Below are 21,214 nucleotides of genomic sequence, written 5' to 3'. Positions count from 1 at the left end.
GCTTAAGCTTCGTCAGGTGGGAGTAGCATTAAGACGGATTCGTTCATCAGCATCGCAATGTCTTCTAGAATATCGGCATCATATAAGCTTTCATCAAGTAACAGTGCTTCACCATCTGCTAAATTCTTGAGTAATGGTGCAAATTGCTCCGAAATGCATAGCCCTTCACCGTTTGCCCAAAATAAGAATTCATCTTCATTGTTGGTATAAAGTAGGCGAGAAGCGGGTTCTAAGATCAGCTGATAGCCTTGGTCTAAAATACCTTCTAAATCTCCTGTGCCAATTTCTTCAGCATCAGGAATATTTTCAGGGTACTTTGGCTCTGACATCAAGGTCATAATGGCATCTTCAAGCAAAGTTGAATTTTGTAGTTGCGCCAAAATTTCTGCTTTTAAATAATCCAATTCGTTTTGTGTTAATTGGCCGATCGGGCTTTTTTGGTCACGAACAATATCGAGCAAAGGATTACGCAATAGCGCGTTATCAGACAGTTTGTCGCCTACACGGTCTACCATGTCGGTGACGTTTGGCATACGGAAGCCAAAAGAGAAAGTCAGGCAGTCATCTTCGGCTACACCAAAATGTGATAAACCTGGTGGTACATAAAGTAGATCACCTGGTGCTAATACTTCGTCAAAATGTACGTCAATTTCAGGCAGTAATTTTAAAGGTTGGCCTGCAACAATCTCAGATTCAGCATCGCACATTTGACCCAACTGCCAACGACGATGACCATAACCTTGAACTAAAAAGACATCGTAAAAGTCAAAATGCTTTCCGACAGAGCCACCCTTAGGTGCATAAGACACCATGATGTCATCACGGCGCCACTGCGGAATAAAAGGAAATTTTTTCCACAGTGCTGCTAAGTCAAAAGAGTAGTGGTCTACGGCTTGAACCAATAAAGTCCAGAGTTTTGGCATCTTTTGGAAATCAGCTTTTAACAGCGGTGAAGATTTGACCGACCACTGATTTGGGTCACGGTCTTTTTGTTTGATGAGACGAGCTGTGACATTTTCATCTAAAGCCAGTTCCATAATATCGCTAGGTTCTAAAATATTGATAATTTCAGGCAGCGCGTTGCGGACCAATAATGGCTTTTTTTGCCAATATTCGGCAAGGAATTGTTCAGCTGTAATACCGCCAAGAACATCAAGAGATTGGGACATGAAAATAGCCTAAGCAAATTTAAAACAATATTGTGACTATTGTCTTATGATCGAAGGTCTATGTGCAAGTATCGTTAGATTTATTTAAATGCGCTTGGTTGATTTAAATAAATTAAGTTTGTCTCAGTCGCTATGATTGTAGGCATCAAAATTTTTACAGCATAATAGGTCTAAAATATAGTGAAGAAAAATAATGTTAAGTAAAGAAGATGCCGAGAAAATGGCGAATGAGATATTGCAAAAAGAAAGAGAGAAAAGTCAGTCCAAATTAGCGAAAAAATCATCCTCAATCGATAGGATATACGAAACAAAAGATTTGGCTAAGGTGCCGCAATATCAGCATATCTTACTTTTTAGACAGGCCAAAAGTCTCGCTGAAGATCATCCGCTATATAATAAAATGTGGTATGGCTATTTGGTATTGGCATTGTTATTTGTCAAATATCTCTTTAGACAGAGGGAAAGTGTGAGTAGCTTTGACCCTAATAATATTGGTCTATTTTCATTTCTTATTCTTTTTATGCTGATTACGCTGTACCGTAGTCTATTAATTCGAATGTATTTTAAACGACTCATTCAAGCTTATCTCTCAGTAAATTCGTCTAAAAATCTTTGAGCGATTGGTCATATATTAATATTTATGCTGTTGTTAAATTTAATGCTCAGAAACGAACAGCAACACCTGCTGCTGTTCAATTTATTGGGGAAGCATCTAAGAATACTTCTACAGAATTAAGGCACAAGTACTTTTAATTCACGCAGAATATTGCATAACTGAATCATAGGCATACCCATCAACGTGGTTTGATCTTGCCCCATCATTTGTTCAAATAAGCTGATACCAAGGCTTTCACACTTGAAGCTTCCTGCACACATCAGTGGCTGTTCAACTTCAACATAACGCTGGATTTCATGTAGGCCCAGTTTACGGAATTTGACTTTATAGTGTTCAACTAGACTACGTTCAAAGCCAGTTGAGTGTTGCTGCACGCTGAGTGCGGTACTAAAGTACACAATTTTATCCGAATTGGCTTGTAGTTGTTTAATGGCTTTTTCAGTACTCAATGGCTTACCAATAAAAATATCGGGTGCACCTTCACGCCATGCTACTTGATCTGAGCCAATCACGATTGCTTCAGGGTTCTGTGACGCAATGACGTGCGCTTTTTCATAAGCCAATCGTTTGGCTAAATCATCGGCATGGATTTCACCACGAGGCGATTCGTCTATATCAGGGACAACGCAGCGGTAGTCTAGACGTAAACGATTCATGAGGTCTTTACGAGTTTGACTGCTTGATGCCAAGATAATTTCTGAAGTATTCATTCGACAGCATATTCCATAAGCACATTTAGGGGTACGTAAGACAGTACAGCTTGATGGCAAGCTTGAACTTTAACAGGAGGCGCAAAACCGGCCTGATAAGCTTCTGCCCAACGGGTCACACAGATACACCAAAAATCACCAGGTTGTAGACCTGGAAAGTCAACTTCAGGCACAGGGGTAATAAGATCATTACCCACTCGCTGAGAAAAATTTAAAAACTCAGAGGTCATTTCGACACAGATCGTGTGTTGTCCCAAATCGGAAGGTGCTGTATGACAAAAGCCATTACGGAAATATCCCGTGATCGGGGAATAACAACAGCTGGCTAAAGGTTCACCCAAAACGTTTAAACGGTTTAGATTTGGATCAGGATGAATAGACATAAATGCTAAATCTAGTGAGACTTTTCACTATGATAGCAAAACTTTGCCTTTCGTTTGCTTTTCTGCAAAAGAAGCTAACCTTTTTCTGCATAATCATTTAAAATCGACGCGATTTTTATATATAGAAAGAGAGCTCTACATGAATTTTCAGCGTATGACTGACCTCGATTTAACGGGTAAACGTGTTCTTATTCGCGAAGATTTAAACGTTCCTGTTAAAAATGGTGTGATTACAAGCGATGCACGTTTACGTGCCGCTTTACCAACAATTAAAGCAGCGTTAGCACAAGGCGCAGCCCTAATGGTTTATTCTCACCTTGGTCGTCCAGTTGAAGGTGAGCCAAAACCAGAACAATCACTAGCACCTGTTGCTGCGTATTTGACTGAAGCATTGGGTCAAGACGTTCAATTAGTGACGGACTACCTTGACGGTGTTGAAGTTGCAGCAGGTCAAGTGGTACTCCTTGAAAACTGTCGTTTTAACGCAGGTGAAAAGAAAAATAACCCAGAACTTGCTGCAAAATACGCAGCACTTTGTGATGTATTTGTGATGGATGCATTCGGCACAGCACACCGTGCAGAAGCATCAACTGAAGGCGTGGCACGTTTAGCGAAAGTTGCAGCTGCTGGTCCTTTATTGGCGGCTGAGTTAGATGCACTTGGTCGTGCATTACAAACACCTGAAAAACCAATGGTTGCGATTGTTGCAGGCTCTAAAGTATCGACTAAGTTAGATGTGTTGACATCACTTTCTGATATTTGTGATCAATTGATCGTGGGTGGAGGTATTGCCAATACGTTCTTGGCAGCAGCAGGCTTCAATGTTGGTAAATCATTGTGTGAAAATGATTTGATTGATACAGCAAAAGCAATTGCGGCAAAAGTTTCTGTACCGCTTCCAACGGATGTTGTAGTAGCTGATGCTTCTGAAATCGATTTTGCAGATTTCTTGGGTTCATTGGCTGCTGCTAAAGCAGTCGTGAAAAAAGTTGAAGATGTGACTGACAATGACATGATTTTGGATGTAGGTCCAGAAACAGCAAAAGCATTTGCAGACATTTTAAAAACGTCAAAAACGATTCTTTGGAATGGCCCAGTGGGCGTATTTGAGGTTGATCAATTTGGCGAAGGCACTAAAACATTATCTTTAGCAATTGCTGAATCTGCTGGCTTCTCTATTGCAGGTGGTGGTGACACTTTAGCTGCTATAGATAAATACGAAGTTGCTGACAAAATCGGTTATATCTCAACTGGTGGTGGTGCTTTCCTTGAGTTTGTCGAAGGTAAAACACTTCCAGCAGTTGCAGCGCTCATAGAGCGTGCACAATAATTATTGTGTGCTCATGCTGTTGTAAAAAGGTTGACTTCGGTCAACCTTTTTTTATGGGCTTAACAAATCTATTCATCATTCAGTCATGAAAATGAAATAATGCTGAAATAAACTATAGGGCATTAAATCATCTGTTCTAGGAAAACATTATGAATTTAAAAATGACCCTTGCTGCACTTTTGTTAGCACCATTGGCACTGACTGCTTGTAAGAAAAATGAAGCACCAGAGCAAACCGCTGCGGCATCTGAAACAGCAGCAGTTGAAGAAGCTGTAACGGCTGAACAACAAGCGGCAATTGATGCGATTGATCAGCCAGAGTTGGATGAAAAGAACAAAGACATTCCAGCTGAAGTTGCAAATGCACCAGCAGATGCTGCAACAGCGGATCCTGCGGTAGAGGCTTCGGCGGCTACAGCACACTAAATACACACGAATTTTGTAAAAAGTCCCTGCAATTGCGGGGATTTTTTTTAAATAGTGTTATTTGTTGCTGAATTGAAACCTTTGAGCATGTAGAATATGTCGCATCAACTGGGAGGACATTATGGCTCTTATTTCATTGCGCCAGCTCTTGGATCACGCCGGCGAACATGCTTACGGCGTACCAGCATTCAACGTAAACAACTTAGAACAAATGCGCGCAATCATGCTTGCAGCAGATGCGACAAATTCACCTGTTATCGTACAAGCATCAGCGGGTGCGCGTAAATATGCAGGTGCTCCATTCTTACGTCATCTTATTTTGGCTGCAATTGAAGAATGGCCACACATTCCAGTGGTAATGCATCAAGACCATGGTACAGATCCAGACGTTTGCCAACGTTCAATTCAATTGGGCTTCTCATCTGTGATGATGGATGGTTCATTGGGTGCAGACGGTAAAACACCAACAACGTATGAATACAACGTTGATGTAACACGTCGTACAGTACAAATGGCGCATGCATGCGGTGTTTCAGTTGAAGGTGAAATCGGTTGTTTAGGTAGCCTTGAAACTGGTCTGGCGGGTGAAGAAGATGGTGTGGGCGCAGAAGGCGTACTTGACCACTCTCAGCTTCTCACGTCAGTTGAAGAAGCGCGCCAGTTTGTTGCAGATACCAATGTGGATGCACTTGCAATTGCAGTGGGTACTTCTCACGGTGCGTACAAATTTACGCGTCCACCTACAGGCGATATTTTGGCGATTGATCGTATTAAAGAAATTCATGCGGCGCTTCCAAATACCCACCTTGTGATGCACGGTTCAAGCTCTGTTCCTCAAGAATGGTTAGCGATCATTAACCAGTACGGCGGCGACATCAAAGAAACTTATGGTGTTCCTGTTGAGCAATTGGTTGAAGCAATCAAGCACGGTGTTCGTAAAATCAACATCGATACAGACTTGCGTTTAGCATCGACTGGTGCAATGCGTCGTATGATGGCTGAACAACCAAGTGAATTTGACCCTCGTAAATTCTTCGCGAAAACTGTAGACGCAATGAAACAAATTTGTGTTGACCGTTATGAAGCATTTGGTACAGCGGGCAATGCCGACAAGATTCGTCCAATTTCTTTAGAGAAAATGGTTGATCGTTATAAATAATTCTTTTTGAATAATTTATATTGGAAAAGCCCACCCTGATGTGGGCTTTTCTATGTGTGTTTATATTCGAGGCGACAATAATAAGAGTGTGCTATGGAACTGATATTTGCTGCGGCCTGTTGTAGTGTGGTGGTCTCCATTCTTTTAAAATGGGGTAAAAACAAAGGATTTGATCCGATCCAGATGATTAGCTGGAACTATGCTTCAGCCAGTTTACTGTGTTACTTCTGGTTTAAACCTGATCTAAGCCACGTTTCTATTTCAAATACTCCGTGGTGGCTGATTGTCGCGCTTGGTGTCTTGTTGCCGAGTGTATTTTTATTTTTAGCTAAATCTTTACAATATGCAGGCATTGTCAAAACAGAAATCGCACAGCGTTTGTCTGTGATTTTATCTTTATTGGCGGCTTATTTTATTTTTCAAGAACAGTTTAATCAGCTCAAAATTGTCGGGGTAGTCTTGGGGCTTGCCGCCGTGATGTGCATTTTATTTACCAATGCCTCTGGTGGTGGAGAGGGTCAAAAACAGGCTGTGTGGTATTTAGCACTAATCTGGTTTGGTTATGCGCTGATTGATGTCTTACTCAAATATACAACAGGGCTGGGTGTGCAGTTTTCCGTTGCGTTAAACCTGATGTTTATTTGTGCGTTTTTATTGTCAGTCGGTTATGTTGCTGTGACCACGAAAAATATCGGCTTAACCAAGAACGTCATGGCAGGTTTATGTCTTGGCGTGTTGAACTTTGCCAATATCGCACTGTATGTCAAAGCTCATCTGCTACTTAAGGACAGCCCTGCGATGGTCTTTGCGGGTATGAATATTATGGTGGTGCTGCTAGGTGTATTCAGTGGGCTGCTTTTCTTTAAAGAGAAGCTCAAACTCCCAACAGTCATCGGATTGGTGTTGGGTATCACAAGCGTGGCTTGTTTAGCTTACGCAATGTCTGTTTAAAATAGTTCTGCACAAAGGAAAAAGGGTGTTTGAGCAGATCTTCAATTACTGCAATTCCTAATAACAGCCCTGGTTGCTCACAACTGGGGCAATCGGGATAGTGAGGGCGCATGATATGTTGATACTGACCTAAATAGATTTTATTACAGTGTGCACATTCAAATTCCATCGGCATATTGGGCTTAACAGACATCAGCAACCTCACTATTTTTGTTTTGACATTAAACATGATAATGCAATTTTCAGGCCCAAAATATAAAAGGGACTAAAGTCCCTTTTATATACAAATAGCATTACAGCTGCGTGAAAATATCTTCTTTGCTTAAACGAGACTTTGGCAATTTTGCATTAAAGTCGGCATCACTACGATAGCCTAGTGTAAGCAATACAGAAGGGATTAGACCTTGTTCGGCTAAACCCAGCTCTTCACTAATAATGGATTCATCAAAACCACCAATTGGTGTCGCATCAATTTTTTCAATACCAGCAGCCAATAGAATTTGACCTAAAGCAATAAAGGTTTGGTTCTCAGCCCAACGCTGCACATCACCTTTTTTATTGCGGTAATAGTTGACATAACCTGAACGGCTGTCTTTTTGGCCCTGCTTAGTTGCCTCATCTTTAAAACGACCATGTAGGTCATCTTGATGCAATAAATTTTCCAAATGTTGCTCAGAAATATCGGCTTTGGTGCAAAATAAAATCGTATGTGATGAATCTAGCACTTTGGGTGCATTGTATGAGTATTTACCTACTAGTGCTTTTGCAATCCGCTCTTTGGCGTTTGTGTTTTCTGCAATGAAGAAGTGCCAAGGCTGGATATTGATAGACGATGGCGTTAAGCGGAGAATTTCTAATAATCGAGTAAACTGTTCATGAGGGATCTTTCTATTTGGGTCATAAGCTTTGGTGGTATAACGACTTTTTGAAATATTTAGCAGATCCATAATCACACTCAATTTATTGTTGATGTCTCATTCTAACCGATGAAAGGAGACTTGTGATCACGTTACAATCCGAACAGACTTAGATTTTAGTTGAATATGTGTACCAGCGGAATACGCATTTAAGCGCCTGTGATGATAGCTATAAATAGATCTAGCCCTAAGTAATAGGATGACATGACATGACATGACATGACATGGTTTTGGCACTTTTGTGAGGATGTATTTAATTAGTATATAGGTCAGGATGTCTATGCATGCTTTCAAAGTGCGGATAGCTCAACACAAAATAGAAGAACAAGTCCTAGTATTTGGTGGTGGTGAATAAAGTATTTACATGAAAAGTTTTTTATTTCAAACAGATAAAATAATAAAAAAGTCATACTATTAAAAAATGGGCTACTTTTGCTTAAATCTTGACAACCTAGTATAATGCAGACTACGAGTAGGTATTGTTCCTGCTTTTCTATGATATAGCTGATTGTGATCTATCTGAGTTCAAGCATATGACTTGAATATCATCATTGTAACTACAGAATTATTATTCAAAACCCGTTTTATTAATCTCTTTGTTCCATCACAAAAAGCTCACTTAGTGAGTTAAAATTTTGACAACTTTAAATACATGGCGTGTTGCTACAGCCGTAAATGGTAGTGAAATCAATGTAAAATTGGTGCCACTTAAACGTCAACAAAATACAAATCACGGTTTAATTTGGGTTGAAGTGGGGCATATGATTCAACTTGAATCTGGCGAAACTCTTCCAATGAACTTAGATGGTTTGAGCTTTTATACCGGTGTTAATCAATTGTATCGTCTAAATGAGTTGAACTAAGGCGATAAGTACTTGAGTTAAGCATTATGTGTAATATTGATTGGTATAGTCAAAAAATGGCATTAATACTGCCATTTTTTTAATACCAAATTTTGTAGATGATCATTCGCATTAATTTCTAAAATCTGAGCGGAATCTTCTTTCCAGTCACCAAGTACAATTCTCTTTTTCCCATCGACATCATGAATATTTGCGCGGTGGGTATGTCCGTGAACTAGTAAATCAACATTGCTTAATGCTGCTTGAACAGCATCTTGATTCACATCCATGACTTCATAGCTTTTAAACTGTTGCGCTTGACGGCTTTTTTTACGAAACCCATTGGCCAATTTTTGTCTAAAGCCAAGCGGCGTACTTTTTAGAAACTTCAGCAGAAGTGGATTACGAATAATTTTACGAAAGCGCTGATAGGATACGTCGTCCGTGCAAAGTAGATCACCGTGTTCAATACGAATGGTGTGATCTGAAAGATTGAGTGTGCATACTTCGGCTAACAGTTGACCATTAAATTGGTCGAGGAACTGTTGTCCTAGGGCAAAATCACGGTTACCTGCTAAGAAATAGATGTGATTGCCTGCATTTGAAAACTTTTTTAAGGCGCGAATGATTTCATCTAGCCAAGGGACTGTGTAGTCATCACCAATCCATGCATTGAACCAGTCGCCTAAAATATAGAGCTGGGTATTCTTGTTTTTATAAGCATCTAATAAATCTAAAAACCCCCGAACGAGTCGAGGGTGATCTGGTGACAAGTGTAAATCAGCGATAAACAAATAGGTCACGGAAGTTTCCTTTTAAAAATCCCTCCCGACCTCCCTTTAAAAAGGGAGGGTAATCTCATATTCGAATGAGAGTCTAGCTCCCTCCTTTATCAAAGGAGGGCTGGGGAGGATTTAAAAATTACTCAGAAATGATCTTAGCAGATTCAATCACAACGTTTTCTAGTGGAACGTCAGCGTGGTAGCCACGGTTGCCAGTACGAACGCCTTTAATTTCGTTTACTACGTCTAGACCTTCAGTTACTTTACCGAAAACTGCATAACCCCAACCTTGTGCATTTTTGCCAGAGTGGTTAAGGAAAGAGTTGTTACCCACGTTAATAAAGAACTGCGCAGATGCAGAGTGAGGTGCTTGTGTACGCGCCATTGCAATTGTACCAAGGTCATTGGTTAAGCCGTTATCAGCTTCGTTTTCAATTGCATCACGTGTTGCTTTTTCTTTGAAGTTTTCATCCATACCACCACCTTGGATCATGAAGCCATCGATCACGCGGTGGAAAATTACGCCGTCATAGAAACCGTCACGTACGTATTCTAAGAAGTTAGCAACAGTAATTGGTGCTTTTTCGTTGTTAAGTTCAAGAACAATACGACCTTTATTGGTGTTTAATTCGACTTGAGGAAAACTCATTGTGTAATCTCCTAATCATGGACATCAAAGCCATGGGTTTTTTGGTTGTGAGAAGCATAAGCAAACTGTAAACTACAAGGCAAGTAAAAACGTTATTTTCTTTGTAAAATAGATCAAATATCGTTTAAGGGGCTGTAAAATATTCATAAATCGACTGATAGATCAGTTAGAATTATGCTCGTATAGCAGGACCCTATTTTTCCTTAATTTTTTTCATCAAAGTGATTTTTAAACTATGAAGCCGAATGATGTTGTTTCAACACTGCCAAATAACCCGACACCAAGTAACAATGCCTCTGTCGCAGCGCAGCAAGAACAACAGCCAGGCTTAGACTTTATTCGCCAAGTGATTACCGATGATTTGGCTGAAGGTCGTACGCAAAAAGTAGTCACGCGTTTCCCGCCAGAGCCGAATGGTTATTTACATATTGGTCACGTGAAAGCGATTTGCTTAAACTTTGGTATTGCCAACGAGTTTGATGGTTTTTGCAACCTACGTTTTGATGACACCAACCCAGATGCTGAAGAACAAGAATATGTAGATGGGATCGCCAATGACGTTAAATGGTTAGGTTTTGAGTGGAATGGCGAACCGCGCTATGCATCAAGCTATTTCGATCAACTCCATGCATGGGCGATTCAACTGATTAAACAGGGTGATGCTTATGTTGATTTGCAGTCGCCTGAAGAAATTCGTTTGAACCGTGGTAACTTTATTGAGCCAGGTAAAAACTCGCCTTACCGCGATACTTCAGTTGAAGAAAACCTTGCACGTTTTGAAAAAATGAACAATGGCGAGTTTGCAGAAGGTGAAGCTGTTCTGCGTGCCAAGATTGATATGGCATCTCCAAATGTGCATATGCGTGACCCTATTTTGTACCGTGTACTCCATTCAGAGCATCACCAAACAGGTGATAAATGGAAAATGTACCCAATGTACGACTATGCACATCCATTATCCGATGCAATTGAAGGCATTACTCACTCATTATGTACTTTGGAATTCCAAGACCACCGTCCGTTTTATGACTGGGTGGTTGAGAAAGTTCACTCGGAAGCAGTACCACGTCAGTATGAGTCTAGCCGTTTAAATATTGACTACACCATTACCTCTAAGCGTAAATTACGTAAATTGGTTGAAGGTGGTTATGTCAATGGATGGGATGACCCACGTATGCCAACCGTTGTAGGTATGCGTCGTCGTGGTTTTACCCCAGAAGGCCTACGTGACTTCTGTAAGCGTGTTGGTGTGTCGAAGTCAGATGGTATTGTTGATGTTGCAATGCTTGAATACTGCATCCGTCAGTCTTTGGAAAATACAGCTGCTCGTGGTATGGCAGTATTGAATCCACTCAAAGTCACACTCACAAATTTGCCTAACGATATAGATTTAACTCATTCACGTCATCCAAATGTAGACATGGGTGAGCGTGTAATTCCGTTAACCTCTGAAATTTACATTGACCGTAAAGACTTTGAAGAAGAACCACCAAAAGGCTTCAAGCGTTTAATTCCGGGTGGTGAAGTTCGTCTACGTCATGCTTATGTCATTAAGTGTGATGAAGTGATTAAAGATGAAAACGGTAAAGTGGTTGAGTTGAAATGTTCAATCGACCCTGAAACTTTGGGCAAAAATCCAGAAGGTCGTAAAGTTAAAGGGGTGATTCACTGGGTATCTGCGACTAAAGGCATTCCTGCTGAAGTGCGTATTTATGATCGCCTGTTTACAGAGTCGGACCCTGAAGTGGGCGATGATTTCTTAGCGAACTTGAATCCTGATTCATTGAAAATTGTAAACGCGGTGATTGAGCCTGCATTGGCGCAAGCACAGCCTGAAGACCGTTTCCAATTTGAGCGTGAAGGTTATTTTGTTGCAGATCAATACGACCATACAGCAGAGAAACCTGTGTTTAACCGTATTTTAGACTTAAAAGACAGCTTTAAGCCTAAATAAGCGCTGTTTGCTTGATTTGGATAGATATAAGGCTCAACTTCGGTTGAGCCTTTTCGTAGCGAAACCAATAGGAATATACTGTGATCGTTCGAGATAAAACCAATAGCTTTGCATTACTCTTTGCTTGGCGTGGCACCATTTTGCCGAAAGTGTTTCCGGCACTGATGGTCGGTGTTTTAATTTCAACTCTTTTGGTTTATCTAGCGACTCAACATTACGTGACAGCTCCTGCAGTGCCTGTCATTGGGTTTACTGTATTTGGTGTGATTCTTTCGATTTTCTTAAGCTTTCGAAATACAGCGTGTTATGACCGCTGGTGGGAAGGGCGTAAGCTATGGGGCGCAATGATTGCCAACGCACGGCATATGATTCGTGATAGTTATGTCTTAAATGATGCAGAGCGTACAGTTTTGATGTATCGCGTGATGTTATTTAGTCATTTGCTTCGAGATCGTTTACGGCAGCAAAGTCATACCTATGACCACTATCAAGCCAAAGTACAACTGACAGTAGAGCAGTGGGAGGTATTGGCTACGCATATTAATCCACCGCAATATCTATTAGAGCTTACGCAGAAAGATCTGGCGGTGTTGTATAAGCGTGGTGAGATTAGCGATATTATTTACAGTATGCTGACTAAGCATATGGTGGCAATGGGAGATATTCACGCTGGTTGTGATCGTATTTCATCTACACCTCTGCCATTTTCTTATTCGGTTTTGTTACACCGTGCCGTGTACTCTTTCTGTCTCATTTTACCTTTTAGTTTAAGTTCCAGTCTTGGTTTTTGGTCACCGGTGATCGTGGCCTTAATTGCCTATCTCTTATTGGGTTTAGATGCGCTAAGTGCAGAGTTAGAAGAACCCTTCGGGCTTCAGGAGAATGACTTGCCTTTAGATGCTATTGTGCGAGGCATAGAGCGTGAAATGCTGAGTTCTTTAAATGAGTCCTTGCCAGAACCAGTGAGTGCGCATAGAGCCAATTTAAGTTAAAGCAGTGAACAAATCCATAACAGAAAATGAGTGGATTGCCTGAGCCATAACAAATTTTCGATATGATTGGTTTGTTGAGATGTGCTATCACTAAGTTTAAAAGTGATAGGGATATAACAATGACTACCGTGATCGAAACTCAGATGTTGATTCGGCGTTCTGTCAATATTGTGTTTAACGCTTTTGTTGATCCACTTATAACCACCAAGTTTTGGTTTAGTCAGTCTTCAGGCTATTTAGAAAAAGGTGCAATGGTCGATTGGACATGGGATAAATACCAAATTACGCACTCGACGCATGTCCTACAAGTCGTTGAAAATGAGCTGATCTGCATCGAATGGGGCACGCCTAAAACTAAAGTGGATTTTGTATTTGAAAAAATCGACAGCATGAATACCTATGTGATCATTCGAAACTATGATATTGAGTTACAGGGTAATGAGTTGATTCATTATGTGATGGATGCAACAGGTGGCTTTACTACAGTGCTAGATGGTGCCAAGGCATGGCTTGAATACGATATCCAGCTCAACTTGGTGGAAGATAAATTCCCGCCTTTTCAGTTACGTTCACATCAGTGATCTTTTTTAGAGCGTTCCTCTTTAAACTCAAAATAGTTGCCAAGCTGTTGTTTGGCCTTATCACGTAATTTCTTTTTGATATAAAGCACCAAGGCAAAACAGGTGGTGGTGAGCGTTAACATTAGGCTGTTCATGAAACTCATCATTGAGCTTACATAGCCAATGGTGGTGAGCCGGTTCATCATTTTGATGACTTGGGGGCTACTTTCAATGCCTGTAATGGCCCACGTACACAAGTGTTCACAGTTATTGATAATAAGATGGTAGTTGTTTTCATGCATGCGTGAGCGCATACGGCGAACCACTTTACGGCCTTTATATTTGGGGTCTTGGTACTGATTCACTGTAATTTTGCGTCCGTGGCTAAAGTTCTCGATGGAGGTGATTTCAATCGGATGCTTTTTAAAAAGATGCGCAAAACCTGAATAATGAATCACACGTCCACGCCCAGCATATATGCCGTGATGCGTATAGCCAAAATGTTTGACTATAAGATGAGCCCCCAAGGGGTAGTGGACTTTTTGTTGTTGCATGCCTAATACGTGCTAATTCATTACAGTTGTCTTTTATCTGTATTTTAAAGCTTCTGCTGGGAATTAGCGACTGTTTAGTGGGTTTCGGTTATTTGAGTTTACGATGATAGAAATAAAAGAGACCGATTGGAAAGGAGTATCTAGCTTTTGTGATCGCATTAAAAAAGGATGCAAGCATCTTCTTTTAAGATGAAGTAGTGTTTATTGATCCACTAGACCTAAAAGTGAATTTTGGGTACTGCACATGCGTGTTGCTTCTTCAGTGTTCATCGCTTTCACGTCTTCTTCAAATTTCTTTTTTTGTTCTTTGAGTTGTTCTTCAGGCAAACCCATCTGCTCGGCAAGTTTTTCCATTTTTTCCCAAGACTCAACACAAGCTTTCGGCATCTTGCTACATGCTGTTAAAGATAAAAGGGTAATACATGTGCTGATTATGAGTAGTTTTTTCATTACTTAACCTTTTAATTTCAAAAATTAGATCTCTTGCGAAAGTCATTATTGCAAGTTTATCCGGTTTACGAGTGCAGCAATTAAGTTAATGCGTAAACCGAATCTTTTCCGTCTATTTCGATAGCGTTCACTTAATATTCTAAATGTTTTCAATTGACTATTAATGTGTTCGATCACAACTCGTATTTTTCCAATCATTTTATTGTACCTTTTCTCAACATCAAATAAGGGTAAATTCTTCTTTTTCTTTATTGGCATCAATAATTTAAAGCCATCTTGCTCTAATCCGTAGTACCCTAAATCGGTCATAACATATTCACAATGTTTGAATTTCTTAACCGTTTTTCTTGCCAATTTAATATCATGCTGACTGCCATTCGATATATCTAGCCCTATGATTTGTTTGCTGTTCGGATGATAGATCACTTGTGCTTTTAGCGTATGTTTCTTCTTTTTACCACTGTAGAACTTACTCTGATTTTTTTTTCGGACGTTCTATTGAACATTCTGTCGCATCAATAATGACCCAGTTAAAGTGTTCGTCTGCTGTGGTAATGCTTCGTTTTGGCAGAGTAAAACGTCTTGATTTCATCAATGCATCTTCAACCTTTTTAATGGTTCGATTCACATTACTTTCAGCGATATGGTAATTTGCCGCTAATTCCAGTTGAGTGCTGTAGTTCCGTAAGTAATTGAGAGTTAATAACAACTGATCCTCTATATCTAAAGTATGAGGACGACCTGATTTCTTTTTGAGTGATTCTGCTTTTTCTAAAACCTCTACCATTTCAGTAAAAACTTGTCGAGGTACGCCAACCAAGCGTTTGAATTCAGAATCTGAAAAACGATTTAATTTCTGATATCTCATGAAATTTATATTGAGGTGGTTTTTACTTTCGCAAGAGATCTATTATTGATTTTTATATTGAGCCTGTAAGGTAACAAAAAATTCAGGCTTTGTATAATATTTAAACGTGCAAAGTGTGCTGTGCTTCATATATCTTGGTTTTTTATAAGGCGAATGATTTACAGACATTAAAAAAGGCACTTAGATCAATCTAAATGCCTTTTTGATGAATATTCAGTGACTCTACTACTGTAGAGGTCGATGCTGAAGTTCATTTAACTCCTTACGGCCATAGCCACGAGAAGCTAATACTTTTTTAATCCCAACAATCACGTCTTCATCGGTCGCTGTTTTAAGCTTTTCGATGAGCTGTTCATTGGTTTTACAAGAGCAGTCATTTTCAACACAAGCAATTTGATTTTTATGCTCGTTTTGCTGTTCATTCGAAAACAGCTTTTGCCAAAAACTCATATAGACTTCATTTACAACCTAACATAGGGTGAAATATAACCAATCTGTAAAATAATGCAAGTCAGCGTGAGAGATAAAAGCAGCGATCGATGTCGAAAAATTCCGATTATAGCGCAAGGTATTAACGTTATTATGACAGTTGAAATACTTGCATTTTATATAAGCTTATCTTTTTTCATGAAAATTAAAAAAGAAGCTCATTCGAGCTTCTTTTTTATACGGTTTAAGTTGCAACAAATTGTTTAAATTTTTTCCAGCAAAACCCCAGATTCAACATGGTGGGTATAGGGGAATTGGTCAAACAGCGCAAACTGTGAAATTTTATGGGTTTGGCTGAGTGTTTTTAAGTTGTCATGCAAGGTGTCAGGATTACACGAAATATAGATGATCCGTTCAAAACGCTGAATCAATTTCAAGGTTTCATCATCAATACCCGCACGCGGTGGGTCAACAAACACGGTATCGAACTCATAGCTGCTCATATCAATATTTGCTTCTTGTAAGCGACGGAATTCGCGTTCGCCGTTATAGGCTTGTGTGAAGTCTTCTGCCGATAAACGCGCGACTTGAATATTATCGATGTGGTTTTGTTCGATGTTCCACTGTGCTGCATACACTGAAGACTTAGCCAGCTCAGTGGCTAAAACACGGTTAAAACGGGTGGAAAGCGGTAGGGTGAAGTTACCATTGCCACAGTAAAGTTCTAACAAATCTTTATTTGATTGCTGTGCAGCATTGCAGGCCCATTTGAGCATTTTTTGGCAGACTTGCGCATTGGGCTGCGTAAAGCTGCTTTCAATTTGTTTGTACTGATATTTACGCTCAAAAACTTGTAGTTCTTCCACCACAAATTCATCGGTGAGTACCACTTTTTGACCACGGCTACGGCCAATCAACTTAATATTTAATTTTTCTGAAAGTTGTTTGGCTAAAACCTGCCATTGTTCATCGAGTGGACAGCGATAAATCAGTGAAACCAGCATTTGACCTTTTAAGGTCGCTAAGAAATGCACTTCAAATAAGCGTTTTGAGAGGAGATCATTGCTTTTTAATTCTGCCAATAAAACAGGCATGAGTTGATTAATACTGGCATCAGCGATTGGGAAGTCATCAATACGAATGACTTTTTTCTGATTGTCTTCATCGCGTTCAAACATGGCATAAAACATATCATCTTCGGTATGCCAAATACGGAATTCTGCACGCATGCGAAAGTTTTTTTCAGGAGATTGAAAAACTTCAAGCGAAGGTGGAGTGAATTCAGCAAATTGAGCTGTAATTCGTTCAATTTTGGCGTCAAGTTGTTGTTGATAAGAAGAAGTCATATGCAGTAAAAATCGCAAACATATAGAAAAAAGAGATGGTAACAAAGTTTGCTGAATTAGCCTAAAGATATTCAGCAAAAGCGTGGGGTTTATTCATGCTACAGATGGTTTGATACTTTGCTATATCGGAAATTTTTGAGTAGATTAAGTCAAACCGAGTCGCATAAAAAATGCCAAGTAAACAGACCAGGAGATGTTGACTTGGCAATAGAGGAAACATAGTAATAAACCTGCAGTCCCGATGAGGACTACAGGTTTAAATTGGGCTTAGTTCAAAGTCATGAGACTTGCATTACCACCAGCAGCTGCAGTGTTAACACTAATAGCGCGCTCAATCACAAAACGTTCTAAAGGAATGGCTGTTTGTGATGGGCTAAGATGAGTAATACCCACAATCGCACCTTGACGCTCAGCAATCTGCTGTTGCAACGCTAAAAGCTGCGCCGTTGTACCATGGTGCAATACCGCATCAAAAACATCAGTTTTGATGTCTTTGATAACATGGAAGGCTTGAGCCAATGCTTTAGGCATACTTGGCATGTGTTTTAACACAAAGCTGTTATCTGCAAGCACTGCTGGACGGCTACCAACTGCAAAAATCGCATTCAACTGTTGTAGTTGATCCGCTTCTTGTTCTGCTAATGACAACACTGCATGACGCGGAATCACCATGTATTGGTTGCTTTCACCAGTCGGACCTTGTAGCTCGTAATGATGGCCTGAACAGAAGTTCTCAATTTTTGCCAATTTCACTGCTGGGAAGGTTTTAGCTGCCCACTCAAGGAACAATGCAGAGTTGCTGAACTCAACCTGAGGGTTTAAATCAGCACCTGTAGCAAAAGGTTTATTCAACTTTTTCGCAGAACAGTTTTGCATTAGGCGATATAGATAAATTGGACCACCCGCTTTAGGGCCAGTGCCTGATAAACCTTCACCACCAAAAGGTTGTACACCGACAACTGCACCCACAATGTTGCGGTTGATGTAGAGGTTACCTACTTCAGCATGGGTCATTACAGTTTGAATGGTCTCATCAATACGGGTATGTAGACCCATCGTCAGGCCATAGCCTTTGCTGTTGATGTGCTCAAGTAACTGTTTGAGTGAACCTTGGTTAAAGCGAATCACGTGCAGCACAGGACCAAACACTTCGCGCTCTAAATCATTTAGATTTGGCAACTCAATTAGTGTTGGTGTAATGAACGTGCCTGCATTTATCTCAGTGTCTTGAGCATCATTACGCATCAACTGGTGTACGCGATGACCTTTTTGGCGCATTTTGTCGATGTGCTTTTGAATGTTTTCTTGCGCTTCAGCATCAATGACTGGACCAATATCTGTTTTAAGTAGATATGGGTTGCCCACTTGAAGTTGCTGCATTGCGCCTTTAAGCATTTGAATCACAGCATCGGCATTGTCTTCTTGTACACACAGTACGCGAAGAGCAGAACAACGTTGACCTGCGCTGTCATAAGCTGAACTGACGACATCAAGTACAACTTGTTCAGTCAATGCTGATGAGTCAACGATCATGGCATTTTGACCGCCTGTTTCAGCAATCAATGGAATGCTTTCACCATTTTTGCTTAGACGCTTCGCCACAGTTTTTTGCAAAATCTTAGCAACTTCAGTTGAACCTGTGAACATGATGCCTTGAACTTGCTCGGATGCACTGAGTTGTGCACCCACAGTTTCACCGCGACCCGGCATCAGCTGTACAGCCGCTTGAGGCACACCGGCTTGCCATAAGATCTGAATTGCTTGCGCTGCGATCAATGGCGTTTGTTCAGCTGGTTTAGCAATCACTGTATTACCTGCAACCAATGCAGCAGCGACTTGACCTGTGAAGATGGCCAATGGGAAGTTCCATGGACTAATGCATAGCATCGTGCCTAAAGGCTCAACTTCTGCGTTTGCATCTAGATCAATCATTTGCGTTGCATAGTAGCGTAAGAAATCTACAGCTTCACGAACTTCTGCAATGGCATTGGCATACGTTTTACCACTTTCACGGCAAAGTAAAACCATCAGTTCTTCTAAGCGAGCTTCCATTAAGTCAGCAGCGCGAAGTAGGTAACTCGCACGGGTGTCTTTAGCCGTACGTGCCCAAATGTCTTGAACAGCCTGGGCATTGTTTAATGCTTGCTCAACTTGTTCAGTTGTTGCTTCTTGTACATAACCGACAACATCTGAGTGACGTGCTGGGTTGATGATGCTTTGCGGAGCAACGGCGTCATTGGTCTGAATGTGTTCACCCATTGGGGCAGCAGACCATTGATGCTTAGCAAACTGTTGAGCTGTTTGGTTCAACTGAGCTAATGCAGAGTCATTTGCAAGGTCTAAACCTTTAGAATTTGCACGCAGTTGGCCATAAAGTTCAGCAGGAAGTGGAATCGAAAGGTGCTTTTGACCCACGATATTTTCACGTTTTGCACTGCTTAAAATGGTTTGAGTTGGGTTTTCAATCAAATCATCAATTGCGAGTGACTTGTCTGCAATACGGTTTACAAAAGAGGTGTTTGCACCATTTTCAAGTAAACGACGTACAAGATAAGCCAATAGTGTTTCATGGTTGCCCACAGGTGCATAAATACGGCAAGGTACACCTAGTTTTTTATCTAGTTTTTCGCCGACTACTTGTTCATACAGTGGCTCGCCCATGCCGTGTAAGCATTGGAACTCATACTGACCCACATAGTATTTCTCTGGGTTAGCCATTTCATAAATAGTTGCCAAGGTTTGCGCATTGTGTGTTGCAAACTGTGGGTAGATTTGTTCTGGTGCAGCCAATAATTTCTTCGCACAAGCGATATACGACAAGTCTGTATGTACTTTACGGGTAAATACAGGGTAGTCAGTCATCCCTTCAATTTGTGCTTTCTTAATTTCGCTGTCCCAGTACGCGCCTTTCACTAAACGGATCATTAAGCGCTTTTCGCTACGTTTAGCCAAGTCTACGATGTAGTCTACCACGTAGAAACAACGTTTTTGATACGCTTGGATAACGAAACCAATGCCTTTCCAGTCTTTGAGTTCTGGTTCAAAGCATAGACGTTCAAGCATTTCTAAAGAAATTTCTAAACGCTCAGATTCTTCAGCATCAATATTTAAACCGATGTTATAGCCGCGTGCTAATTTAGCAAGCGTAAAGACTTTACCGTACAACTCTTCATGCATACGTGCAACTTGCGCACGTTGGTAGCGAGGGTGTAGAGCAGATAATTTAATTGAAATACCCGGACCGTCGTAAACATCTTTGTCTTTTGACGCTTGACCAATGGCATGAATGGCATCGGTATAGTCTTTCATATAACGATCAGCATCATGATCGGTCAGTGCTGCTTCACCCAACATGTCGTATGAATAACGGAAGCCTTTTTCTTCAAGACGTTCAGCGTGTTGTAATGCTTCACCAATGGTTTCGCCAGTCACAAACTGTTCGCCCATCATACGCATAGCTACATCAACTGCTTTACGGATGATGCCACGACCACTACGTGCCAATAAGCCTGTTAAAGTGCCTGATAAGCTATTTTGCTTTGGCGTTTCCATCAGTTTGCCAGTCAACATGAGGCCCCATGCAGCCGCATTGACAAACATCAGGTTACTTTGACCAACGTGTTCTTTCCAGTTGCCTTGGTTGATTTTGTCTTTAATCAATAGGTCACGTGTCGCCATGTCTGGAATACGAAGCAATGCTTCAGCTAAACACATCAGCGCGATGCCTTCTTGAGAAGACAGTGCAAATTCTTGTAAGAGACCCTGTACAATACCTGCTTTACCGCTGCCGCTTTTACGTTCACGTAAAGTATGAGCCAAATCAAAAGCAAGTTCATGAATGCGTTGATTCATCTCGTCAGAGATTTTGCTGTGGTCTAATAAGTTTTGAACACAGTCAGTTTCGGCACGTCGCCAAGCGGTATTGATTTCAACTTCAAGCTCACTTTTTTCTTTGAATTCGGTAATATATTCAAATTGAGTTTGAGCGTCGTTGAAATGCGTATTGCTTTCCATCATATTCATGCCTACATCCTGTGCATACAATAATGTGTTGAGAGATCTATAGTAATTAATTTATGATTACAGAAAGAATGCCGAATAACTCACTATAATTTGTATGCTATTTAG

21 protein-coding genes are annotated in these 21,214 nt (G+C 40.6%); 9 read left to right on the top strand and 12 right to left on the bottom strand.

From position 1 onward, the window contains the following. Positions 1–2: 2 nt before the first annotated feature. Positions 3–1,169: a ribosomal protein uL16 3-hydroxylase gene (locus AC4MC0_RS09465; protein WP_490737900.1), complete on the bottom strand. Its 1,167-nt coding sequence runs from the start codon at positions 1,167–1,169 to the stop codon at positions 3–5. A 193-nt stretch (positions 1,170–1,362) separates the two neighbouring features. Between AC4MC0_RS09465 and AC4MC0_RS09460 the strand changes: the two genes are divergently transcribed. After that, entirely contained in the window at positions 1,363–1,785 is a 423-nt protein-coding gene (locus tag AC4MC0_RS09460) for a hypothetical protein (RefSeq protein ID WP_114837417.1), read from the top strand. Between the two features lie 116 nt (positions 1,786–1,901). Here the strand turns inward: AC4MC0_RS09460 and AC4MC0_RS09455 are convergent, their stop codons facing one another. Then, on the bottom strand, positions 1,902–2,495 hold the full coding sequence (locus AC4MC0_RS09455) for a Maf family protein (protein ID WP_490737899.1): 594 nt from the start codon (positions 2,493–2,495) through the stop codon (positions 1,902–1,904). Continuing rightward, a complete protein-coding gene (locus tag AC4MC0_RS09450) occupies positions 2,492–2,878 on the bottom strand; it encodes a DUF2237 family protein (RefSeq protein ID WP_491887011.1) in 387 nt (128 codons plus the stop codon). The genes AC4MC0_RS09455 and AC4MC0_RS09450 overlap by 4 nt, the downstream gene beginning before the upstream one ends. Positions 2,879–3,017: 139 nt before the next feature. Between AC4MC0_RS09450 and AC4MC0_RS09445 the strand changes: the two genes are divergently transcribed. The 4 genes from AC4MC0_RS09445 to AC4MC0_RS09430 all read left to right on the top strand — a co-directional run bounded on the left by AC4MC0_RS09445 (position 3,018) and on the right by AC4MC0_RS09430 (position 6,743). Next, a complete protein-coding gene (locus tag AC4MC0_RS09445) occupies positions 3,018–4,208 on the top strand; it encodes a phosphoglycerate kinase (RefSeq protein ID WP_058869696.1) in 1,191 nt (396 codons plus the stop codon). A gap of 149 nt (positions 4,209–4,357) precedes the next feature. After that, positions 4,358–4,633, top strand: a complete 276-nt coding sequence (locus AC4MC0_RS09440) for a hypothetical protein (RefSeq protein WP_004696954.1) — start codon at positions 4,358–4,360, stop codon at positions 4,631–4,633. Positions 4,634–4,754: 121 nt separating this feature from the next. Further along, positions 4,755–5,792: a class II fructose-bisphosphate aldolase gene (fba, locus tag AC4MC0_RS09435; RefSeq protein WP_004696956.1), complete on the top strand. Its 1,038-nt coding sequence runs from the start codon at positions 4,755–4,757 to the stop codon at positions 5,790–5,792. A gap of 93 nt (positions 5,793–5,885) precedes the next feature. Then, positions 5,886–6,743, top strand: coding sequence for an EamA family transporter (locus AC4MC0_RS09430; protein WP_005401200.1), 858 nt, complete (start codon positions 5,886–5,888; stop codon positions 6,741–6,743). A 293-nt stretch (positions 6,744–7,036) separates the two neighbouring features. Here AC4MC0_RS09430 and nfsB read toward each other — a convergent pair whose 3' ends face one another. Then, a complete protein-coding gene (gene nfsB / locus AC4MC0_RS09425; RefSeq protein WP_005401202.1) occupies positions 7,037–7,690 on the bottom strand; it encodes an oxygen-insensitive NAD(P)H nitroreductase in 654 nt (217 codons plus the stop codon). A gap of 605 nt (positions 7,691–8,295) precedes the next feature. Between nfsB and AC4MC0_RS09420 the strand changes: the two genes are divergently transcribed. Continuing rightward, positions 8,296–8,523 carry a hypothetical protein gene (locus tag AC4MC0_RS09420; RefSeq protein WP_004696967.1) on the top strand — a complete coding sequence of 76 codons (228 nt, stop codon included), beginning with the start codon at positions 8,296–8,298 and terminating at the stop codon, positions 8,521–8,523. Between the two features lie 62 nt (positions 8,524–8,585). On the opposite strand, the gene AC4MC0_RS09415 is transcribed toward AC4MC0_RS09420, so the two are convergent. Further along, positions 8,586–9,305: a UDP-2,3-diacylglucosamine diphosphatase gene (locus AC4MC0_RS09415; protein ID WP_490737898.1), complete on the bottom strand. Its 720-nt coding sequence runs from the start codon at positions 9,303–9,305 to the stop codon at positions 8,586–8,588. Positions 9,306–9,423: 118 nt separating this feature from the next. Next, the gene (locus AC4MC0_RS09410; protein ID WP_004696971.1) at positions 9,424–9,933 is read right to left on the bottom strand and encodes a peptidylprolyl isomerase; all 510 of its coding nucleotides are present in this window, start codon (positions 9,931–9,933) and stop codon (positions 9,424–9,426) included. A gap of 235 nt (positions 9,934–10,168) precedes the next feature. On the opposite strand from AC4MC0_RS09410, the gene AC4MC0_RS09405 reads away from it, so the two are divergent. The 3 genes from AC4MC0_RS09405 (at position 10,169) to AC4MC0_RS09395 (ending at position 13,460) form a co-directional block, all read left to right on the top strand. Next, on the top strand, positions 10,169–11,887 hold the full coding sequence (locus AC4MC0_RS09405; RefSeq protein WP_490737897.1) for a glutamine--tRNA ligase/YqeY domain fusion protein: 1,719 nt from the start codon (positions 10,169–10,171) through the stop codon (positions 11,885–11,887). Positions 11,888–11,967: 80 nt separating this feature from the next. After that, positions 11,968–12,879, top strand: coding sequence for a bestrophin family protein (locus AC4MC0_RS09400; RefSeq protein WP_005401205.1), 912 nt, complete (start codon positions 11,968–11,970; stop codon positions 12,877–12,879). 119 nt (positions 12,880–12,998) lie between these two features. Further along, the gene (locus AC4MC0_RS09395; RefSeq protein WP_004696977.1) at positions 12,999–13,460 is read left to right on the top strand and encodes an SRPBCC domain-containing protein; all 462 of its coding nucleotides are present in this window, start codon (positions 12,999–13,001) and stop codon (positions 13,458–13,460) included. Here the strand turns inward: AC4MC0_RS09395 and AC4MC0_RS09390 are convergent. From AC4MC0_RS09390 to putA, 6 genes are all read right to left on the bottom strand, one after another. Continuing rightward, complete coding sequence (locus AC4MC0_RS09390) at positions 13,454–13,993, bottom strand: lecithin retinol acyltransferase family protein (RefSeq protein ID WP_005401206.1); 540 nt, start codon at positions 13,991–13,993, stop codon at positions 13,454–13,456. The two genes, AC4MC0_RS09395 and AC4MC0_RS09390, sit on opposite strands and share 7 nt — an antisense overlap. A gap of 201 nt (positions 13,994–14,194) precedes the next feature. Then, positions 14,195–14,443 (bottom strand): hypothetical protein, encoded by a 249-nt coding sequence (locus AC4MC0_RS09385; protein WP_004696981.1) that lies wholly within the window; start codon positions 14,441–14,443, stop codon positions 14,195–14,197. A 45-nt stretch (positions 14,444–14,488) separates the two neighbouring features. After that, positions 14,489–15,311, bottom strand: a protein-coding gene (locus tag AC4MC0_RS09380; RefSeq protein WP_087554504.1) for an IS5 family transposase whose coding sequence is annotated in 2 segments (ribosomal slippage) — positions 14,489–14,929 and positions 14,931–15,311 — 822 coding nt in all. Because the reading frame shifts where the segments join, the coding sequence is not laid out codon by codon here. Between the two features lie 225 nt (positions 15,312–15,536). Next, complete coding sequence (locus AC4MC0_RS09375) at positions 15,537–15,761, bottom strand: hypothetical protein (protein WP_004984703.1); 225 nt, start codon at positions 15,759–15,761, stop codon at positions 15,537–15,539. Positions 15,762–16,003: 242 nt separating this feature from the next. Continuing rightward, positions 16,004–17,086, bottom strand: coding sequence for a tRNA (uridine(54)-C5)-methyltransferase TrmA (trmA, locus tag AC4MC0_RS09370; RefSeq protein WP_078426556.1), 1,083 nt, complete (start codon positions 17,084–17,086; stop codon positions 16,004–16,006). Positions 17,087–17,353: 267 nt separating this feature from the next. Continuing rightward, complete coding sequence (gene putA, locus AC4MC0_RS09365) at positions 17,354–21,109, bottom strand: trifunctional transcriptional regulator/proline dehydrogenase/L-glutamate gamma-semialdehyde dehydrogenase (RefSeq protein WP_490737896.1); 3,756 nt, start codon at positions 21,107–21,109, stop codon at positions 17,354–17,356. Positions 21,110–21,214: the final 105 nt, after the last annotated feature.

Source organism: Acinetobacter sp. CAU_H_S139_7 (assembly GCF_058599305.1).
Note: the sequence above shows the minus strand (reverse complement) of the source record. Positions and strands in the feature narration are given on the sequence as shown.

Coding starts and splice junctions, on each gene's coding strand:
- AC4MC0_RS09455 (WP_490737899.1), bottom strand. CDS start 2,495: ATGAATACTTCAGAAATTATCTTGGCATCAAGCAGTCAAACTCGTAAA.
- trmA (WP_078426556.1), bottom strand. CDS start 17,086: ATGACTTCTTCTTATCAACAACAACTTGACGCCAAAATTGAACGAATT.
- AC4MC0_RS09410 (WP_004696971.1), bottom strand. CDS start 9,933: ATGAGTTTTCCTCAAGTCGAATTAAACACCAATAAAGGTCGTATTGTT.
- AC4MC0_RS09430 (WP_005401200.1), top strand. CDS start 5,886: ATGGAACTGATATTTGCTGCGGCCTGTTGTAGTGTGGTGGTCTCCATT.
- AC4MC0_RS09445 (WP_058869696.1), top strand. CDS start 3,018: ATGAATTTTCAGCGTATGACTGACCTCGATTTAACGGGTAAACGTGTT.
- AC4MC0_RS09465 (WP_490737900.1), bottom strand. CDS start 1,169: ATGTCCCAATCTCTTGATGTTCTTGGCGGTATTACAGCTGAACAATTC.
- AC4MC0_RS09375 (WP_004984703.1), bottom strand. CDS start 15,761: ATGAGTTTTTGGCAAAAGCTGTTTTCGAATGAACAGCAAAACGAGCAT.
- AC4MC0_RS09405 (WP_490737897.1), top strand. CDS start 10,169: ATGAAGCCGAATGATGTTGTTTCAACACTGCCAAATAACCCGACACCA.
- AC4MC0_RS09460 (WP_114837417.1), top strand. CDS start 1,363: ATGTTAAGTAAAGAAGATGCCGAGAAAATGGCGAATGAGATATTGCAA.
- AC4MC0_RS09395 (WP_004696977.1), top strand. CDS start 12,999: ATGACTACCGTGATCGAAACTCAGATGTTGATTCGGCGTTCTGTCAAT.
- AC4MC0_RS09390 (WP_005401206.1), bottom strand. CDS start 13,993: ATGCAACAACAAAAAGTCCACTACCCCTTGGGGGCTCATCTTATAGTC.
- AC4MC0_RS09385 (WP_004696981.1), bottom strand. CDS start 14,443: ATGAAAAAACTACTCATAATCAGCACATGTATTACCCTTTTATCTTTA.
- AC4MC0_RS09450 (WP_491887011.1), bottom strand. CDS start 2,878: ATGTCTATTCATCCTGATCCAAATCTAAACCGTTTAAACGTTTTGGGT.
- AC4MC0_RS09440 (WP_004696954.1), top strand. CDS start 4,358: ATGAATTTAAAAATGACCCTTGCTGCACTTTTGTTAGCACCATTGGCA.
- putA (WP_490737896.1), bottom strand. CDS start 21,109: ATGAATATGATGGAAAGCAATACGCATTTCAACGACGCTCAAACTCAA.
- fba (WP_004696956.1), top strand. CDS start 4,755: ATGGCTCTTATTTCATTGCGCCAGCTCTTGGATCACGCCGGCGAACAT.
- nfsB (WP_005401202.1), bottom strand. CDS start 7,690: ATGGATCTGCTAAATATTTCAAAAAGTCGTTATACCACCAAAGCTTAT.